Here is a 17,054-nt window from a genome sequence, read left to right as displayed (position 1 = left end):
ATCGAGCATCCGGTACCGGAGCGGAGCCTTTTAGTATGGTGCTGGAAGTACGATACGACTGCAATTCAAACGCCGACCCGTCGTTAAAGATTTTGTGATTTGCGCTTTTTCAACTTGAGGGCTTCACGATCACCTTTCCAACCATATGGGGGTGCAACCCGCAAAAATACTGAAACGTCCCGGCTGTCGCGAAATTGAATGAGTAGGAATCATCCGTATCGAGTGCTTTCGATCGAAACTTCTTGTCATTCTCGACCACTGAATGCGGGATGTCGTCGTGATTTACCCACGTGATCGTTGTACCGACAGCAACGGTCAATTCGGGTGGTCCAAATGTGAAATTATCGATGGTGATGGTCGTTGCGGAGGGAGCTTTGGCTTCATCCGCCGACAGCGATCCTAACGCCAGAACGACGCCAACGATTGGCCCCAGCAGCGTCGCAATGGCGATGGCGCGGTTGTCGGCAACCCGCCCTGACAAGGCATGGAAGCAATCTTTGATGACCTTCATCTCGTGCCCTATCATTAGCTTGCGAGCCTGTGGTCGACGATGGCGAGCGGCTTATCGCCTTGCACGACGCTGATGCTGGACAACCCAAGCATGGACCGCAGCTTATCGGCAGGCACCAGCATCGGACCTGGCGATGGTGCCGTACCCGGTGCGGGTTGCGGGAACGCCGTCGACATCGCGGTGTGGAAGGTCATGTTGCCTTCGACCTTTTGCACCAGCTGATGAATGTGCCCATTGAGAACAGTAACGGAGCCGAAGCGCTTCAACAGCATCAGCGCCTGCGTGCCATCCTCCGTGCCCCACCCCCATTGTTGATAGACCACCTGCAACGGTATGTGAGCGAATACGACGATAGGCGTGCTATTGGACCTGTCTCTCAAATCAGACTCAAGCCAAGCCAACTGCTCAGCGCCGAGATTGCCAAGACCGCCGCCTTTCAAGTCAACGACATTGACCAGGCCAACGAAGTGAACACCGTTATCGTCAAAGCTATACCAGCCCGTGCCCTTTGAGCCCTTCCCATAACGCTCGAGGTAGGCCTTGCCGCGATCTTCGTCGATGATGTCGTGCTCGCCCGGCACATAGTGAATTTGTGCCCCGGTCTCGCTGAAGACTTGTTGGGCGTTGTCGAACTCGGTGGCCTTCGAGAGGTGCGTGATATCGCCGGTGTGAATAATAAATGCCGGCTTCTCCTTCATAGCCTTCACCTTGGCGACCGCTTCCCGCAAGGTGCCGAGTGCATCTGGATTGGCTGCCTTGTCGAACCCAATATGGCTGTCGCTCATCTGCAAAAATGTGAAGCCCTTCGGCTTGGCAGCAAGGGCGTCGCCGATGAGACCGATTGAATGTGGAACGCCGCCACTCATGCCCCAGAGCACACCAGTACCTGCCCAGACCATGCATTCCAGTGCATGGCGGCGATCATGATCAGGCTGGCCGTCATCAATGCGTTTAGTCATGTCTGTCTCCCTCCATGAGCCCAAATACCGGCTTTCAATGAGGAGACCGGCCGAGTTGAAGCTTTATTCCCGTTGAGGTGCACGGCTGCTTATCGGCGGCGGCTTCCCTAGTCGGCCGGCAACGCGGATCCGGAGCGATCATTTTAAACCCATTGATTTAGCTGGATTTTTCCAAAATTTGCGAACGCTCCGGCAGAGACCGGTTCGATCAGCAATGCGTGAGTTCGAATCCTCTCGCCTCAGCCAGCCAGTCCGGGTTCCGGAGAATTTCTTTGCTGAGCGTGACAAAGGTCCGCCAATGGCGGGCCTTCCAGGCATGGGGAGTCTCGACAGAGACCGGATTCGAACCACTATCTTCCGAAATCGGGGGTCAGTCTCCACTCAACCATTGAAGAATTCCCGTTTTCTGGAGACTCGCCTCAGAGACTGGAGAATAAAACCACTGCGCGGTAGGCCACGCAGTCACGGTTACCTTTTGCGCGAGGAAGAGATGCTTCGTTTTTCCGCAGAGCCTTTAGCAAAGCCGGCCTTCATTTCGCTGACCGTCTTAACAAAGGCCTTTATGATCGGGGAGTGTGCCCGATCCTTGTGATAGGCGATGCTGTATTGCGTTCTGATGGCTCGGCCCTGAATTTCCAGTGCGCGCAAGTTCGGGTGCGGAACGAATTCAAAATCGGCGACCACACTTATGCCGAGGCCTCGCTCGACGGCCTTCCAAACGCCTTCCCGGCTTTCGATCTCGAAGACTGGATTGATCTTTAGTCCTTCGCTCAGGATGGCTGCTTCGAATGCGCGTCGTGTGGTTGAACCGCGTTCGCGCAAGACAAATCGCTGATCTGCGAGTTCATGCAGCTTTATCGACTTCCGGTTGAACCAGGGATGGTCTCCATTCACGAAGACAACCACGCGATGCGTTCGATAGGGGATCATTATGACACGCGGATTGTCAGGGACCTCTGCGAGAATGGCAACCTCCGCTTCGAAGTCGATGATATGGCGAAGCGTGCGCTCTGAATTCCCAAGCAGCGTTGAAATTTGAACGCCCGGGTGATCCCGGTTGAAGGCCGCCAGAATCTCGGTCGCGTGAAAGGGGCCCACTGTCGCGAGGCGAAGATGCCCTTTTGTCGATTGGCCATGCGCGGCCAACAGTTCGTGGGCTTCATCGCAGAATTTCATGATGCCACGCGTAATTTCAAACAGCGCGGCACCAGCTTCCGTCAACTCGACCTGCCTCGATTTTCGGATCAGAAGTTCGACGCCGTAACTCTCTTCAAGCTCCTTAACCTGAATGGTCAGAGTTGGCTGGCCGACGTTCAGTACGCGTGAAGCCGCTGTAAAGCCGCCGTGTTGGGCTACGGCATGGAAGGCGCGGATTTGGCTAAACACTATTGACATAATCAATAGTTCGCCTTGCAAATATGAATTTGTCAATAGTAAGGGGTTGCCTACCATTGCTCGAAAGGGAGAAACGCAATGGTGTGGAAATACACAAACCCCGTTCAGATTGAATTCGGCGTCGACAGTTTCGCCAAGCTGCCCGGGCTGATCGGAAAGCGCCGATATGCCGTGGTCACCTACGGTGAGCCATTTTTCGACACGCTTGTGAGCGGACTAGCAAAGGATGCGGGCGCACCTGTTCTGACCATTCGGGATGTAGCGCCCAATCCCGACTACCAATTGCTTAGTGAGCAGACCAAGCGCTTTGCCCAATTGGAGTTGCAGCCGGACGTGATCGTGGCGCTCGGCGGCGGTTCTGTCATCGATTCAGCCAAGGTGTTTGCGGCAGCCAGCGGTGACTTCGAAAAGGTGAAATTGTTCCTGGAAGAGCAGAAGGGCGCAGATCAGCTTTCAGCGATCCCGATCATTGCTGTTCCGACCACGGCGGGCACCGGCAGCGAAGTCACTTGCTGGGGGACTGTCTGGGACGAGGCGAATGGCAAGAAATACTCACTCGCCAGACCGAATCTTTATCCGACGCACGCCCTCGTCGATCCGCGTTTGATGCTGGGCAAACCGTTACTGCTGACGATCAGCACCGGCCTCGATGCGCTGTCCCACTCGTTGGAAAGCCTGTGGAACGTCAACAACAATCCGGTGTCTGCCAATCACGCTGTCTTCGCCGCCCGCAATATCCTCGATGCGTTGCCGAAGCTTGTGAAGGATCTCGGCAATATTGAACTGCGCGAGCGCGTGGCGATGGCCGCCCTGTTTGCAGGCCTGGCATTCTCGAACACAAAGACCGCGATTGCTCATTCGCTGTCCTATCCGATCACGCTGCGGCACGGCGTTCAGCACGGAATCGCGTGTTCGTTCTCGCTGCCGATGGTGCTGCGAAGCGTTCAAGGCGCCGGCGGCATCTGCGAAAGCAGCCTGAAGCAGATTTTTGGCCCCGATCTGCTCCGCGGCGCCGACGATCTAGAAGATTTTCTGGGGTTGCTCGGAATCTCCAGCAATCCCGCTTCGTACAAAATCGATCGTCAGGAATGGCGGACCCTCATTGAGGAGTCGCTCCAAGGCGAGCGCGGAAAGAATTTTCTCGGCTCGGCAGACCGGCTGATCGAGGCATCGCAGACGATACGCCTGCCGACGGCAATATCGGCCTGAACACAACACTATTCGCCCGATTACGCGAAACTCCGCGCGATCGTGGATCAAGGGAGAGCGATCATGAAAACCAACGGAAAGCCAATCGTCGTCAACGGCCGCAACTACAATCCGCCCACGCGGCCGACTGTCGTCATTTGCCTCGATGGATCAGAGCCCGGATATATCGAGAAGGCCATTGAAGCCGGAGTCGCGCCGACTTTCGCGCGGTTCATGAAGGACGGTGCGCACGTTCACGCCAACAGCGTGATCCCGAGTTTTACCAATCCGAACAATCTGTCGATCATCACCGGACGGCCGCCATCGGTGCATGGCATCGCTGGTAACTACTTCTACGACACGGCCAATGGCGTCGAAGTCATGATGAATGATCCGAAATTCCTGCGTGCCCCGACAATTCTGTCGGGTGTTCATGACGCGGGGTTCAAGGTCGCGGCTGTCACAGCCAAGGACAAGCTGCGGACGCTGTTGTCGCACGGACTGGACTACAGCACCGGCCGCGCCTTCGCTTTTTCGTCCGAGAAGGCCGACCAGGCGACGATCAAGGACAACGGAATCGATGATCTTCTCAATTTCGTCGGATTGCCGCTCCCGGAGGTCTACTCCGCCGATCTGTCGGAGTTCGTATTTGCCGCCGGCGTGAAGCTGGTCGAACGTCATCGGCCCGATCTTATGTACCTCTCGACGACAGATTACATCCAGCACAAGGTTGGTCCCGGCACCAAGATAGCCAACGACTTCTATGGAATGATCGACGGTTATCTGGCGAAGCTCGATGCGCTGGGCTGCAACATCGTCGCTACCGCCGACCACGGCATGAACGACAAGTTCATTCCCGGCGGTCAGCCCGATGTTCTTTTCCTGCAGGATTTGTTCGACGAGTGGATGGGCAAGGGGCAGGCGCGCGTGATCTTGCCGATCACCGATCCCTATGTGGCGCATCATGGATCGTTGGGTTCGTTCGCGACGGTCTATACGCCCGCCGGAAGCGATGTCGAAGCTCTTATTGCCAGGCTAAAGAGCACCCCGGGCGTTGAGTTGGCGATGACCAGGAAAGCTGCCTGCGATCGCTTCGAGTTGCCGACCGATCGGGTTGGCGACATCGTGGTCATCTCGTCGCGACACAAGGTGCTCGGAACCAGCCGGGATCGTCACGACCTTTCGGGGCTGACCGAACCGCTCCGATCGCACGGAGGCCTCACGGAAGAGCGCGTTCCGCTGATCGCAAATGGCAAGATCGTCATTCCGCCTGGTCATGTCCTGCGGAATTTCGACGTCTTCGACGTGGCCCTCAACCGCATTCAGTGACCGGCGTTAGCCGACAGGAGCTTTCAATGAACATTCAGGCTCAAGCCGTTCGTCACGAACAGATGCGGATCGCGGGATCGCTGGTGGATACCGACGAGCGCGTCGAGGTCTTCAATCCCTATACCAACAAGGTTGTCGGCACGGTTCCTGCGGCGCGCCCCGAGCATGTACGGAGCGCTTTCGCCAGAGCCAAGGCCTTCAAATCGAAACTGACGCGCTATGAGCGTCAACAGATCCTGCTCAAGACGGCTGACCTTCTTGCAAGCCGCAAGGAAGAGTTCGCGCGGCTGATCACCTCTGAATCGGGGTTGTGCTGGAAAGATTCACTGTACGAAGCCGGCCGCGCTTATGACGTCTATTCCTTCGCCGGCCAGTTGACCATCAAGGACGACAGCGAAGTTTTCTCGTGCGACATCAGCCCGCAGGGCAAGGCGCGCAAGATTTTCACCATGCGCACGCCGTTGCTGGGGACCATCTCGGCAATCACGCCGTTCAATCACCCGCTAAACATGGTGAGCCACAAGATCGCGCCGGCGATCGCGACCAACAACCGGATCGTATTGAAGCCCACCGAACTGACGCCACTCACCGCCCTGGCCTTGGCCGACGTTCTCTATGAAGCAGGTCTCCCGCCGGAAATGCTTTCGGTCGTGACCGGAAATCCCCATTCGATGGGGGACGCCATGATTACCGATCCTGACGCCGATCTCGTCACTTTCACCGGCTCCGTCCGCGTCGGCAAGCATATCGCCGCGACCGCCGGCTACAAGCGCTTGGTTCTCGAACTCGGCGGCAACGATCCGCTGATCGTCATGGAAGATGCCGACCTTGATAAGGCGGCAGAGCTGGCGGTGTTGGGTGCCACCAAGAACTCAGGCCAGCGCTGCACCGCCGTTAAACGTATCCTGTGCGTCGGAGCGGTTGCCGATGAGTTCGCCGAACTCGTGCTCAAGAAAGCGAAGAAGCTGAAGTGCGGCGATCCGATGGACCCGTCGGTGGATGTCGGGACGGTTATCCATGAAGGCGCGGCGAAAGAATTCGAGCGCCGGGTCAAGGACGCTGTGAAGGACGGTGCACACCTGCTTTATGGAGATGAGCGGAAAGGTGCTCTGTTTCCGCCGACGGTGGTCGATTATGTCCCGTACACGTCCGAACTGGTGATGCAAGAAACGTTCGGTCCGGTGATTCCGATTATCAGAGTCCCGAATGACATCGAGAGCGTGATCCGTATTTCCAATTCAACAGCCTTCGGTCTGTCATCGGGCGTTTGCACCAATCGTCTCGATTACATCACGCGGTTCGTCAACGAACTCGACGTCGGCACGGTGAATGTCTGGGAAGTGCCCGGCTATCGCATCGAGATGTCACCGTTCGGCGGCATCAAGGATTCCGGACTTGGCTACAAGGAAGGCGTGCAGGAAGCGATGAAGAGCTTCACGAACATGAAGACGTATTCGCTTCCTTGGGTCTCCTGACGACAGGCGGCCGGATTCATCCGGTCGCAACAGCGCACTCAATCGCATGAATCAGGAACGGCTCCAAAGAAGGGCCGTCCGATATCCGGGGTAAACACAGGGAGGCTTGAATGTCCGTTATGCAAAGCCCGGCGAGCATAGGCTCCGTTGGGACGACAAATCCGGAATTGGCGACCAGTTTCCGGCGCGCGCAGTGGCGCATGCTGCTGGCCGCGATGTTTTGCTATCTTTTCTTTTATACCGGGCGGCAAACCTTTGGCTTTGCGATCCCGGGCATTCAGGCCGAATTTGGCGTGAGCAAAGCGGCACTGGGCTGGGCCAGCGCTGCGCTTTTATGGTGTTACGCCATCGGTCAGGCCATCAACGGCAACCTCGGCGACAAGTATGGCGGCCGTCGCGTGATGAGCGCGGGCGCCATTCTGTCCTTTATCATGAACTGGGCGACCAGCTTTTCTACAGGGATCGTCAGCCTGACGGCGTTCTGGGGAATCAATGGATACTTCCAGGCGATGGGGTGGGCGCCGGGCAGCCGCCTTCTATCGAATTGGTGGGGGCGTCACGAGCGGGGCAAGGTGTACGGCATGTACACGTTTGCAGCTGGACTCGCTTCGGTTCTCTCGTTCGTCACGTCGCTGATTGTCGTTGGTTACTTCCATCTCGATTGGCGCTGGATTTTCCGAATTCCTGTTGTGCTTTTGCTGGTCGGCGGTATTGCCTTCTATCTGATCGCGCGTGAGAAACCGGAAGATATGGGTTTTGCATCGCCTCACGACGATGCGGTGGACGAAGCTGCGACGGCACAAGTCGACGAGTCTGAAAGCTCGCTGGCCAGATACAAGGCGGTTTTGTCCAACTGGCGGCTGTTGGTTGCCGGTCTTGCCATTGGGTTTCAGAATGCCGCTAGGTACGGGCTTCTGGTCTGGGTGCCGGTGCACTTTCTTGGTGCTAACTGGACCAAGGCAGCAGCAGATACATCGGTCATCGACCCCCGATGGATCAGCATCGCGCTTCCTGTCGGAATGGCCTTCGGCGCTTTCACCAATGGGTGGGTTTCGGACAAGTTCTTCAATTCGCGCCGTTCGTCCGCGATCGTGCTCTACATGGTTCTGGCTGCGATTACGGCGCTTTACATGTACACCATTCCCACCACGGCGGTGTATCAGGGACTGGCAGTCCTCTTTCTGTGCGGCTTCTTCGTTTATGGTCCCCAGTCTTCATTCTGGGCCTTGTGCCCCGATCTGGTGGGACACAAGCGGGCAGGCACCGCGACCGGCATCATGAACTTCTGTGCGTATCTGTTCGCCGGGTTGGGTGAGCCGATCATCGGGCATTTCATGGACACGCGAGGCGAAACCTCGGTCGTATTCCTGATTGTCGCAGCGTGTGCCGCTGCAAGCGCCACGGTTGCAAGTTTCATCCGCCGATAATGTTAGCTTCATTCACTGAAAAGGCCCGCCAACGGCGGGCCTTCTTATTGGCCTGGACCCGTATTGATCAATGTTCACACCAAGGCGATGGTGCTGATTGGCCGCGGCACCGCCGTGCAGATCAAGGATTTAATCCCTTGAAATTCTCGATTGCGGGTTTAGCGGTTCGGAGACAAAGTTCGGTCAGGAATGCGTGAGTTCGAATCCTCTCACTCCAGCCATTCAGTCCGGCTTTCAGAGAATTTCTCTCTTAGTTGCGATAAAAGGCCCCAATGGCGGGCTTTTCCACACAAGGTCATTCTCTGGAGAGACCGTTTTTCTGCCAGCGCCCTCCAGCTCGAGGTGGGTTGAAGGCGAAGTAAAGCCGATCACCTGACGAACGGTTTATGGGGGGTAATTCACAAGATTATTTGCGAGGCAGGCCTCGCGAAGCCTCTTGGAGGCGGGATTTCCTCATTCGCGGAATTGACGCGCTGAGCTTAAACATAATCCAGCGTTTATGTTTGAGGAGTTGTCCATTCTCGACACTATTATAACTTGAGGCGAGCTACTCCGCCTTTATATCGGCCTTGCGGATGACATCGCTCCAGCGTGTCATCTCGCCTTGCACGAAGGCCTTGAAGGCCGCAGGGGTCGAGCCTACCGGCTCGCCGCCCAACTGCTCAAGGCGAGCGATCATCTGCTCGGTTTTCAGCGCGCTGACAATTTCCGTGTTCAGCTTGTCGACAGTCGCGGGGCTGGTTTTGGCCGGCGCGAACAGACCATACCAGGCGGAGGCGTCGTAGCCCTTCAGGCCGGCTTCATCGAGGGTAGGGACGTCCGGCAGCAGGCGCGAGCGCTTGGTGGCGGTGACCGCAATCGCCCGCAGTTCGCCGGTCTTGATGTAAGGAAGTATGGAAGCCATATCGCCGAACGACAGCTGAACCCTGCCGCTGAGAAGGTCCGGCAGCATCGCCGCCGCGCCACGGTAAAAGATATGCTGGAACCGGGCGCCGGTCATCGACTCGAACAGCAGCGCGGCCAGATGCTGCGACGCGCCTTTCCCTGCGGAACCGTGATTGAGCGCGCCAGGCTGTTCCTTGGCCAGCGTGATCAGCTCAGCCAGCGACTTGGCCGGCACCGAGGGATGAACCACCAGCAGCATGGGAAAGCTTGCAACCTGCGTCACCGGGGTAAAATCGTTGGCGGTGTCGTACGGCATGTTATCGAACAGGGCGACATTGACTGCGTTGGTGCCAATCGCGCCCATCAGCAGCGTGTAACCGTCCGGCGTAGCCTTGGCGACGAAATTGGCGCCCAGATTTCCGCTCGCTCCGACGCGGTTATCGACAACGACCGCCTGTCCCCATTTGTCGCGGAAGCGATCGGCGATCAGGCGCGCCAGAATGTCAGTGGCGCCGCCCGCCGAGAACGGCACAATCATCTGGATGTTGCGGCTTGGATAAGCATCGTCCGCGCGAACCGGCCGCGCTGTCGCTGCAAGGAGCGACATCAGGCCTGCGACGGCGAGAGCCGAGACTGCAGTGCGCGACAACAGGCCGGCGGGCCGGCGGATCGGACGGGGCGACGTCATGGTCATGATGCTCTCCAAACTCAATGAGCTGCCTGTCAGACAGCCGTTGCAAATGTTGCCTGAAATTTTCCGTCATCAGCCGCAGGCTTCTTCCGATCCGCGATCATCATCGCCGCAGCCTTTTCGCCGATCATGATCGCGGTGGCGTTGGTGTTGCCGGACGTGATGGTCGGCATGATCGAGCAGTCCTCGATCCGCAGGCCTCCAATGCCGTTGACGCGCAACTGATCGTCCACCACGGCATCCGCGTCCCGGCCCATGCGGCAGGTGCCGACCGGATGGAAGATCGATGTCGAGGTGCTCCGGATGTAATCGAGAATGTCGTCATCGCAGGCGACATCGCTACCGGGCTTCCACTCGCTCCCGACGTGCTGCGCCAGCGCCGGCGCCGCAGCGATTTTACGCAATAGGCGCACACCCCGGACCAGAATCTTCCGGTCCTCGACGGCATCCAGATAGTTGGCCTCGATGGCGGGTGGCTCGAACGGATCGGCAGAATTCAATGTCACGCGGCCGCGGCTGAACGGCCGAAGCTGACAGACCGAAATCGTAAAGGCGGAAAACGGATGCAGGCCGCCATCGTAGCGGTCGAGGCTGAGCGGCTGGAAATGGAACTGCACATCGGGGACCGCCAAATGCGGCAGCGTGCGAGCGAACGCGCCCGCCAGACTGGCGCCGAAGCTGAGCACACCGCGCCGGCGCAGCACATAGTCGAGCCCAATTCCCGCGCGCTGCATCAGCGTTCTGGTGCTGTCGTTGAGCGTCACCGGTATCTTCGTCTTGTAGACGCATCGCGCCTGCAAGTGATCCTGCAGATCGCGCCCGACACCGGGGAGCGGCTGCAGAACTTCGACACCGGCCGCCCGAAGTGAATCCGGATCGCCGATCCCGGAGAGCTGCAACAGATGCGGCGAGCCAATGGCGCCCGCAGATAGCACGATCTCGCCCGCGCAGCGAGCCACCTGCTTCGCGCCCGCGCGCTCATACTCGACGCCGACTGCGCGATGCCCATCCAGCAGAATGCGGCGCACATGAGCCTGCGTTACAACCCTCAGATTCGGGCGCGCGCGCGTGGGACCCAGAAATGCTCGCGCGGCGCTGCTGCGGCGCCCACCGCCCAAGGTCAGCTGGTAGTGACCGACACCTTCCTGCGTGGCTCCGTTGAAATCGGGATTAACCGGAAGCCCCGCTTCCGTCGCGGCCTGAACGAAAGCATCGACAATCGGCAGCTTGAACCGCGGATCCGACACCGAACGTTCGCCGCCCGCGCCATGGAATTCCGATTCGCCGCGAAGCTGCTGCTCGCTGCGCCGAAACAAGGGCAGCACGTCCGCATAGGACCAGCCAACATTGCCGAGCTGGCGCCAATGGTCGAAGTCTTCGCGCTGTCCGCGAATATAGATCATGCCGTTGATGGAACTCGATCCGCCCAGAACCTTGCCGCGCGGCCATTGAAGCGTGCGGCCGTTCAACTGCCTTTCAGGACGGGTCGAAAGGCACCAGTCGAACCGCGGGTCGTTGATCAGCTTGAAGATACCGCCTGGAATATGAATCCACGGATTGGCGTCACGTCCACCTGCCTCGATCAACAGCACGCGGACGTCCGGATCGGAGCTCAGCCGGTTGGCCAGCACGCACCCGGCTGAGCCGGCACCGACGATTACATAGTCATAATTGGCCAAAACGAGAATTCCGGATAAGCAGTATTGGATCATGGATCCTTGTGGCAAGTGCTGTCAAGCTGCCGCAGGGATCCTGTCAAATCGAGCGCGGTATGTTAGGTTGCCTTGCAAGGCGCGGGCAGGATACGCATCCGCTCGCAGGGTTGGGAGATCATGAACCAGACCGTTCGCTACAAAAGCACTGCCGACTATGCGACTGCCGAAATCCAGCGGCTGATCCTGAACGGCGACCTGTTGCCCGGCGCCAAGATCGACCAGATCGAGCTGGCGGCTCAACTCGACGTCAGCCGCCATCCGGTGCGTCAGGCCATAGAGCGGCTGGCGGAGCGCGGCTTCCTTCTGCTGAATCCGCACCACAGCGCGGTGGTGGCTGAAATTTCGACGCGGGATCTGGAAGAATTGTACAGCGCGCGCAGCCATCTGGAACGCTGGGCGGTGCGCGAAAGCTGGCCCAAATTCACCCCAGATTTTCGCAAGCAGATCGTCGCGATCCAGCAGACGCTCGACCAGATCGATCCTAAAGCCGACCTCGACGGCTATATGCGAGCCAACCGGGCGTTCCATCTGGCGATGTATGAGCCCTGTGGCAATCGTCACATGCTGCGCACGATTACGATGATGTTCGACCTTTCGGAGCGATACCAGCGTACGGCTCTGACGCACACCGCCCGGATCAAGCGCTCGCGTGCCGACCATGCCGACATGGTGGCGGCGATCACCCACAAGGACCGCGCCCGGCTGATCGAATTGATCGACGAACACAACGGCGGCACGAAGGCCGCCGTTGAGGCCCACATTAAGTCGCTGACCAAAAGCTAAAGCGACAAGCGCCCGCGGGCATTTTGCAGGACACCTCTACCGCGTGCCCTCGAGAACCGCGCCCTGCTGGATCAGGGTCTGGCGCAGGCGCGCGACGCCGATCGCGCGAACATCCGATTTGCTGTTTTGCTGCGTGGCCAGTGCCGCCAGTGTTCCGGCGGCCTGACCCATTGCCATACATCCACCCATCACGCGCGCCGAGCCGTGGGCTTCGCGTGACGCCGAGAGACAACGACCGGCCACGACCACGTTGCGCAACCCCTTCGGCAGCAGACTGCCGAGCGGAATGTCGTAGGACCCACCGTCGGCGACAGGAATGCGAATCTGGCCGGTGCCATCCTGATGGATATCGACATGGTGGCAGCCCTTGGCGACACCATCGTCGCGCTTGAGCGCGCCAAGCACATCCGCCTCGGTGAGAACGTAGTCGCCTTCGACGCGACGGGTTTCCCGGATTCCGATGCGCGGGGCGATTCCGGACAGCGTGGCGTTTTCAAAGCCCGGCGCATTGGCCTTGAGGAATCGGCTGCATTGCAGCACCTGGCTGACCAGTGTGCGCATCGCACCCGCCATCAAGGTCGGAGACAGTGGATCCTTCAGCGACACCCGCGTGGCATTGATGCAGACTTCCTTGCGCAGGGCGGAGGTGGGCTGGATCATGATCAGCGCGGTCGGAAACATCTCGCCGCGCGCAATCGCATTGCCGAGAAAGCCTGCATTTCCCTTGAAGAACACGCAGGGCTGACCCTGACGATAGATTTCCTCGACGATTTCCTTGTCGGTGCGCCCGCCGCGGATCGCCTCGCTTTCACCGACTGCGACAAAATCCGGATTGTCACGTACGAATGTCAGCAGTGGTTCGGTTACGACGCCGGACATCCGGAACATCATCGAGACCGGCTGAGGATTTGATTGTTGCTCGCTTGGCAGCATGGCCGCATTCGCCATGAAACACAGATCCGCGTCTCCCGATGCATCGACGAATGTTTCCGCCGCGAATAATGTCCGTCCCTGCTTGTTACGAACGATAATGCCGTCGATCTGGCCGTCGCTGCTCACAACGTCATCGGCGAAGCTGTGCAAGTAAACTTCAACACCCGCCTCAAACACCAGTTGCGCAACTGCGATCTTCATGATTTCCGGATCGTACGCGACATACTGAATCAGACGCCAATCGTTCAGAGGCGCCACGAATCCATCGAACTGACGGCAGAGTGCGAGAAGATCCTGAACGATACCACCGACGATCCATTCGCCACGGCCATTGATAGCCCCGTCGATGGTCATGCCGGTCAGAAGCTCGCCGCCCAGCATCGGACCCGCTTCGACCAGCGCGACCTTGGCGCCGTTTCGAGCCGCGGATACCGCCGCCGCAATGCCCGCGCTGCCTCCACCCACAACGACAACATCAAACTGCTTCTTTTGCATCGGTTCTACTTTCACAAGGTTTGCAAGATCGCATGGCGTGATTTGAATTTTCGAAAGTGCGTTATCCCTTGACCGCGCCAGCGGTCAGGCCGGCGATCAGCAACCGCTGCGCCAACCCGCCAGCAGACCTGCCGCTATTAACCCAGATACGCGCATTTAACCTCCGACACATGTCGCCATGATCATGGATCCAATCATGAATAGGCAGAGGGGTCAATGTTACATGGTTCGATGGCGACATGCTGCCGCTAACATTGATCGTTGTGATCGGAGTTTGCGCGGCCACGTACGGGCAAGGATTCGCGGAATTGACGGATTATGGAATAGTGGGGCCTGACAACCCGTCGATCCGATGTTCGAAATGTCTTTCACGCGACCGATCGCCTGTCAGGGGCATTTCCCTGGAACGAGGCCCCTCGCGACCTCATTCGCGATCCTGATTGCATCTATGGTGCGTCGTCACAGACTGTGCGCCATGGATAATCCGGAACAAGCAGACTGCACCACTTCGCTCTGGCAGAATGACGTTGCCGAACGGTTGATCGGGTCGATCCGCCGCTAATGCGTCGATCATATGATTGTTCTGGGCGAGAGCCATCTGTGCCGGATTCTGCGTTCCTACGCTCGCTGCTACAACGACATCAGAACGCATCGGTCTTTGGACAAAGATGCACCGGTCTCTCGCCCAGGAGCGTCGAATCATCCCCGTCCTCGGCGGACTTCATCATCACTACGCCCGAGCTTAAGCTTTCGGTCCACAGACAGCCCTTGTGCGGCGAATATTTTCTGATATACCAGATATAATGCAAGGCTTGGGGTGCGAGTTGCACCATCTTATTCCGGTTCCGAATTATGTCGTTAGAATTTGAGTTTGACGGCGTATTGGAGTCGCCTCCTGTGGTCGCCTCTGCAGCAGAGGTCGCTGGAATTCTACAAAGGCGTTTCGGCCTGTCCGGGTCGATGCGCGTGCTGTCGAGTGAACGTGACGCGAATGTACGGATTGATACGACGGCGGGCCCCTATTTGCTGAAAATAACTAACCCCGCTGAAGATCCAGCGGTGACGGATCTGCAGACGGCAGCGCTCAAACATCTGGAAAAGAGTATGCCTCTGCTCCGTGTGCCGCGCATTGTGCCGTCGTTGGATGGAAGTGACCAACCGCAAGAGATCCTCGGTAATCAAGCGCACATCGTGCGTTTAATGTCATTTATGCCCGGCATCCCGTTGAGCGCGTCAAAAGCTACTCAAGAAACGAGATTGGCCCTCGGCGCATCGCTCGGTCTGCTCGATGCAGGATTAGATGGCTTCGAGCATCCAGCATCTGAGCATACTCTGCTCTGGAACGCCGCGGATCCGCTCCGCGTTCGAGGGGCCATCCACTTCGTCGACGATCAAGAGAAACGTAGCTTGGCAGAGGTTGCGCTGGACCGATACGAAGAAACCGCTGGTCCGGTCATAAGCCGGTTGCGGAAGCAAGTCATCCATAACGATGCCAATCCGCATAACATACTCATCGATGACGCTCTTCCGCATCAGATTTCAGGCATCATCGATTTTGGCGATCTCGTTAAGGCGCCTTTGGTCAGCGAAGTGTCGACTGCTCTGGCGTACCTGGAGTATGGCGAAGGTGAGCCGCTCCGTGCGATAGCCGATGTTGTCCGATCTTATCACGCGAACACGCCGCTGCTTTCCGCAGAACTCGATGTCGTTCTTGACCTCGTTCGCGCGCGGCAAGTGCTCGTCGGCGTTATCTCGGCATGGCGTGCAGCACGACAACCTGACAATAGTATCTATATCCTGAGGAACAGCGTTCGGGCATGGAGGGGGTTGCAATTCCTCCACGATATTCCTCGTGAAAAGTTTCGAGGAATTCTCTTTGACGCATGCCGGGGAGATTCGTAGTGACTGAGACGTTTGTCCCGGGGATGGTGAATTCGTTCGATCCTGGAAGCAATGCGGCGCTGAATGCTACGGACGGCAAACTCCTCGATCGAAGAGTAGCGGCTCTGGGGCCCGCATATCGGCTATTTTATCAACAACCAATTCACATTGTGAAGGGCGAGGGGGTTTGGCTATTCGATCGAGAGGGCAACCGCCTTCTCGATGCTTACAACAACGTGGCTGCTGTTGGCCACAGCCATCCGAAGGTTGTCGAGGCAATCTGCAATCAAGCCAAGGTGCTGAATACCCACACGCGCTATCTTCATGAGACGATCGTCGAATATGCCGAGTTGTTACTTGCAACGTTTCCGAGCGAGCTCTCGAACGTCATGTTCACCTGCACCGGGAGCGAAAGTAACGATCTCGCCATTCGCATATCAAAGTCCTACACAGGCGCTGAAGGCTTCATCGTTACAAAGCTTGCCTATCACGGCGTAACCGACGCGGTCGCAAGGTTGTCACCGTCGCTTGGCGCCGGCGTAGAACAGGGTAGGTTCGTGCGAACGGTAAACGCGCCGGATTTGTATCGCAGCAAGTCGCGGGATGTGGGCGCCAAACTTGCGTCCCAGGTTCGCACCGCTATCGCCGATATGCGAAGCAATGGTATTCGCGTGGCCGCATTTCTTTGCGATACGATTTTCTCAAGTGACGGTGTCTTCGCCGAACCAGGTGGATTTCTGCAGGAAGCGATTGATGTCGTCCGTTCGGAAGGCGGAGTCTTTATTGCGGACGAGGTCCAGGCAGGGTTCGGGCGAACCGGAGCCGGTATGTGGGGATTTCAGCGTCATGGGGTCATTCCGGATATCGTGACTATGGGGAAGCCTATGGGAAATGGCCATCCGATTGCCGGCGTCGTTGCGAAGCCGAAAATCATCAACGAGTTTGGGCGAACAAGCCGCTATTTCAATACGTTTGGTGGAAATCCCGTGGCATGTGCGGCAGCGCTTGCGACGCTTCGGGTCATCCAAGATGAGAACTTGATCGAGAATGCCCAACTCGTTGGGAATTACCTGCGCGAGCGACTCGGGGGGCTGTCGGTCAGACACCCACAGATCGGTGACGTAAGGGGCGCGGGTCTCTCCATCGGAGTGGAATTGGTAAAGAGCCGCGAAGGCAAGGAGCCGCATTCCGAATTGACATCTGATGTCGTCAATTCCGCGCGACGTGCTGGCGTCCTTATCAGCGCAACGGGGCCAGACGCCAACGTCCTCAAGATCAGGCCGCCGCTGGTCTTCGGAATGGACCACGCCGATCTGCTGGTGGATACGCTGGACACCATCCTGTCAGGGAACGCCTCGAGTAAAAAGTAGCCGGTCCCGATGGAGCG

General features: G+C 57.9%; 13 protein-coding genes. 7 read left to right on the top strand and 6 right to left on the bottom strand.

Annotated elements, in window-relative coordinates; all coding sequences use genetic code 11:
* Positions 1-109: 109 nt before the first annotated feature.
* The 3 genes from AC07UB_RS08680 to AC07UB_RS08670 form a co-directional block, all read right to left on the bottom strand.
* Positions 110-511: a cupredoxin domain-containing protein gene (locus AC07UB_RS08680; protein ID WP_492792374.1), complete on the bottom strand. Its 402-nt coding sequence runs from the start codon at positions 509-511 to the stop codon at positions 110-112.
* Between the two features lie 14 nt (positions 512-525).
* Entirely contained in the window at positions 526-1,470 is a 945-nt protein-coding gene (locus AC07UB_RS08675) for a metallophosphoesterase family protein (RefSeq protein ID WP_494651346.1), read from the bottom strand.
* Positions 1,471-1,938: 468 nt separating this feature from the next.
* Positions 1,939-2,865, bottom strand: a complete 927-nt coding sequence (locus tag AC07UB_RS08670; RefSeq protein ID WP_494651347.1) for a LysR substrate-binding domain-containing protein — start codon at positions 2,863-2,865, stop codon at positions 1,939-1,941.
* Positions 2,866-2,943: 78 nt separating this feature from the next.
* Here AC07UB_RS08670 and psrA point away from each other — a divergent pair, with 78 nt between their 5' ends.
* From psrA to AC07UB_RS08650, 4 genes are all read left to right on the top strand, one after another.
* Complete coding sequence (psrA, locus tag AC07UB_RS08665; protein WP_494651348.1) at positions 2,944-4,074, top strand: iron-containing alcohol dehydrogenase PsrA; 1,131 nt, start codon at positions 2,944-2,946, stop codon at positions 4,072-4,074.
* Positions 4,075-4,137: 63 nt separating this feature from the next.
* A complete protein-coding gene (gene phnA, locus AC07UB_RS08660) occupies positions 4,138-5,382 on the top strand; it encodes a phosphonoacetate hydrolase (protein WP_494651349.1) in 1,245 nt (414 codons plus the stop codon).
* A 26-nt stretch (positions 5,383-5,408) separates the two neighbouring features.
* Positions 5,409-6,857, top strand: coding sequence for a phosphonoacetaldehyde dehydrogenase (gene phnY, locus AC07UB_RS08655; RefSeq protein ID WP_494651350.1), 1,449 nt, complete (start codon positions 5,409-5,411; stop codon positions 6,855-6,857).
* A 110-nt stretch (positions 6,858-6,967) separates the two neighbouring features.
* Positions 6,968-8,284: an MFS transporter gene (locus AC07UB_RS08650; protein WP_494651351.1), complete on the top strand. Its 1,317-nt coding sequence runs from the start codon at positions 6,968-6,970 to the stop codon at positions 8,282-8,284.
* A gap of 547 nt (positions 8,285-8,831) precedes the next feature.
* Here the strand turns inward: AC07UB_RS08650 and AC07UB_RS08645 are convergent.
* Positions 8,832-9,863 (bottom strand): Bug family tripartite tricarboxylate transporter substrate binding protein, encoded by a 1,032-nt coding sequence (locus AC07UB_RS08645; protein WP_494651352.1) that lies wholly within the window; start codon positions 9,861-9,863, stop codon positions 8,832-8,834.
* A gap of 29 nt (positions 9,864-9,892) precedes the next feature.
* The gene (locus AC07UB_RS08640; protein WP_494651353.1) at positions 9,893-11,572 is read right to left on the bottom strand and encodes a GMC family oxidoreductase; all 1,680 of its coding nucleotides are present in this window, start codon (positions 11,570-11,572) and stop codon (positions 9,893-9,895) included.
* Positions 11,573-11,644: 72 nt separating this feature from the next.
* On the opposite strand from AC07UB_RS08640, the gene AC07UB_RS08635 reads away from it, so the two are divergent.
* A complete protein-coding gene (locus AC07UB_RS08635) occupies positions 11,645-12,358 on the top strand; it encodes a GntR family transcriptional regulator (RefSeq protein ID WP_494651354.1) in 714 nt (237 codons plus the stop codon).
* A gap of 36 nt (positions 12,359-12,394) precedes the next feature.
* On the opposite strand, the gene AC07UB_RS08630 is transcribed toward AC07UB_RS08635, so the two are convergent.
* Entirely contained in the window at positions 12,395-13,786 is a 1,392-nt protein-coding gene (locus AC07UB_RS08630) for an FAD-dependent oxidoreductase (protein WP_494651355.1), read from the bottom strand.
* Positions 13,787-14,638: 852 nt separating this feature from the next.
* Between AC07UB_RS08630 and AC07UB_RS08625 the strand changes: the two genes are divergently transcribed.
* Together AC07UB_RS08625 and AC07UB_RS08620 are read left to right on the top strand one after the other, a co-directional pair.
* The gene (locus AC07UB_RS08625; protein WP_494651356.1) at positions 14,639-15,688 is read left to right on the top strand and encodes a phosphotransferase; all 1,050 of its coding nucleotides are present in this window, start codon (positions 14,639-14,641) and stop codon (positions 15,686-15,688) included.
* Between the two features lie 23 nt (positions 15,689-15,711).
* The gene (locus AC07UB_RS08620; protein ID WP_494652639.1) at positions 15,712-17,037 is read left to right on the top strand and encodes an aspartate aminotransferase family protein; all 1,326 of its coding nucleotides are present in this window, start codon (positions 15,712-15,714) and stop codon (positions 17,035-17,037) included.
* The last annotated feature ends 17 nt before the right edge of the window (positions 17,038-17,054 follow it).

The organism is Afipia sp. GW821-FHT04G03 (assembly GCF_059419985.1).
The sequence above is the reverse complement of the archived record's forward strand: the minus strand, read 5'-3'. Positions and strand labels throughout refer to the sequence as shown.

Coding starts and splice junctions, on each gene's coding strand:
- AC07UB_RS08680 (WP_492792374.1), bottom strand. CDS start 511: ATGAAGGTCATCAAAGATTGCTTCCATGCCTTGTCAGGGCGGGTTGCC.
- AC07UB_RS08675 (WP_494651346.1), bottom strand. CDS start 1,470: ATGACTAAACGCATTGATGACGGCCAGCCTGATCATGATCGCCGCCAT.
- AC07UB_RS08670 (WP_494651347.1), bottom strand. CDS start 2,865: ATGTCAATAGTGTTTAGCCAAATCCGCGCCTTCCATGCCGTAGCCCAA.
- psrA (WP_494651348.1), top strand. CDS start 2,944: ATGGTGTGGAAATACACAAACCCCGTTCAGATTGAATTCGGCGTCGAC.
- phnA (WP_494651349.1), top strand. CDS start 4,138: ATGAAAACCAACGGAAAGCCAATCGTCGTCAACGGCCGCAACTACAAT.
- phnY (WP_494651350.1), top strand. CDS start 5,409: ATGAACATTCAGGCTCAAGCCGTTCGTCACGAACAGATGCGGATCGCG.
- AC07UB_RS08650 (WP_494651351.1), top strand. CDS start 6,968: ATGTCCGTTATGCAAAGCCCGGCGAGCATAGGCTCCGTTGGGACGACA.
- AC07UB_RS08645 (WP_494651352.1), bottom strand. CDS start 9,863: ATGACCATGACGTCGCCCCGTCCGATCCGCCGGCCCGCCGGCCTGTTG.
- AC07UB_RS08640 (WP_494651353.1), bottom strand. CDS start 11,572: ATGATCCAATACTGCTTATCCGGAATTCTCGTTTTGGCCAATTATGAC.
- AC07UB_RS08630 (WP_494651355.1), bottom strand. CDS start 13,786: ATGCAAAAGAAGCAGTTTGATGTTGTCGTTGTGGGTGGAGGCAGCGCG.
- AC07UB_RS08625 (WP_494651356.1), top strand. CDS start 14,639: ATGTCGTTAGAATTTGAGTTTGACGGCGTATTGGAGTCGCCTCCTGTG.
- AC07UB_RS08620 (WP_494652639.1), top strand. CDS start 15,712: ATGGTGAATTCGTTCGATCCTGGAAGCAATGCGGCGCTGAATGCTACG.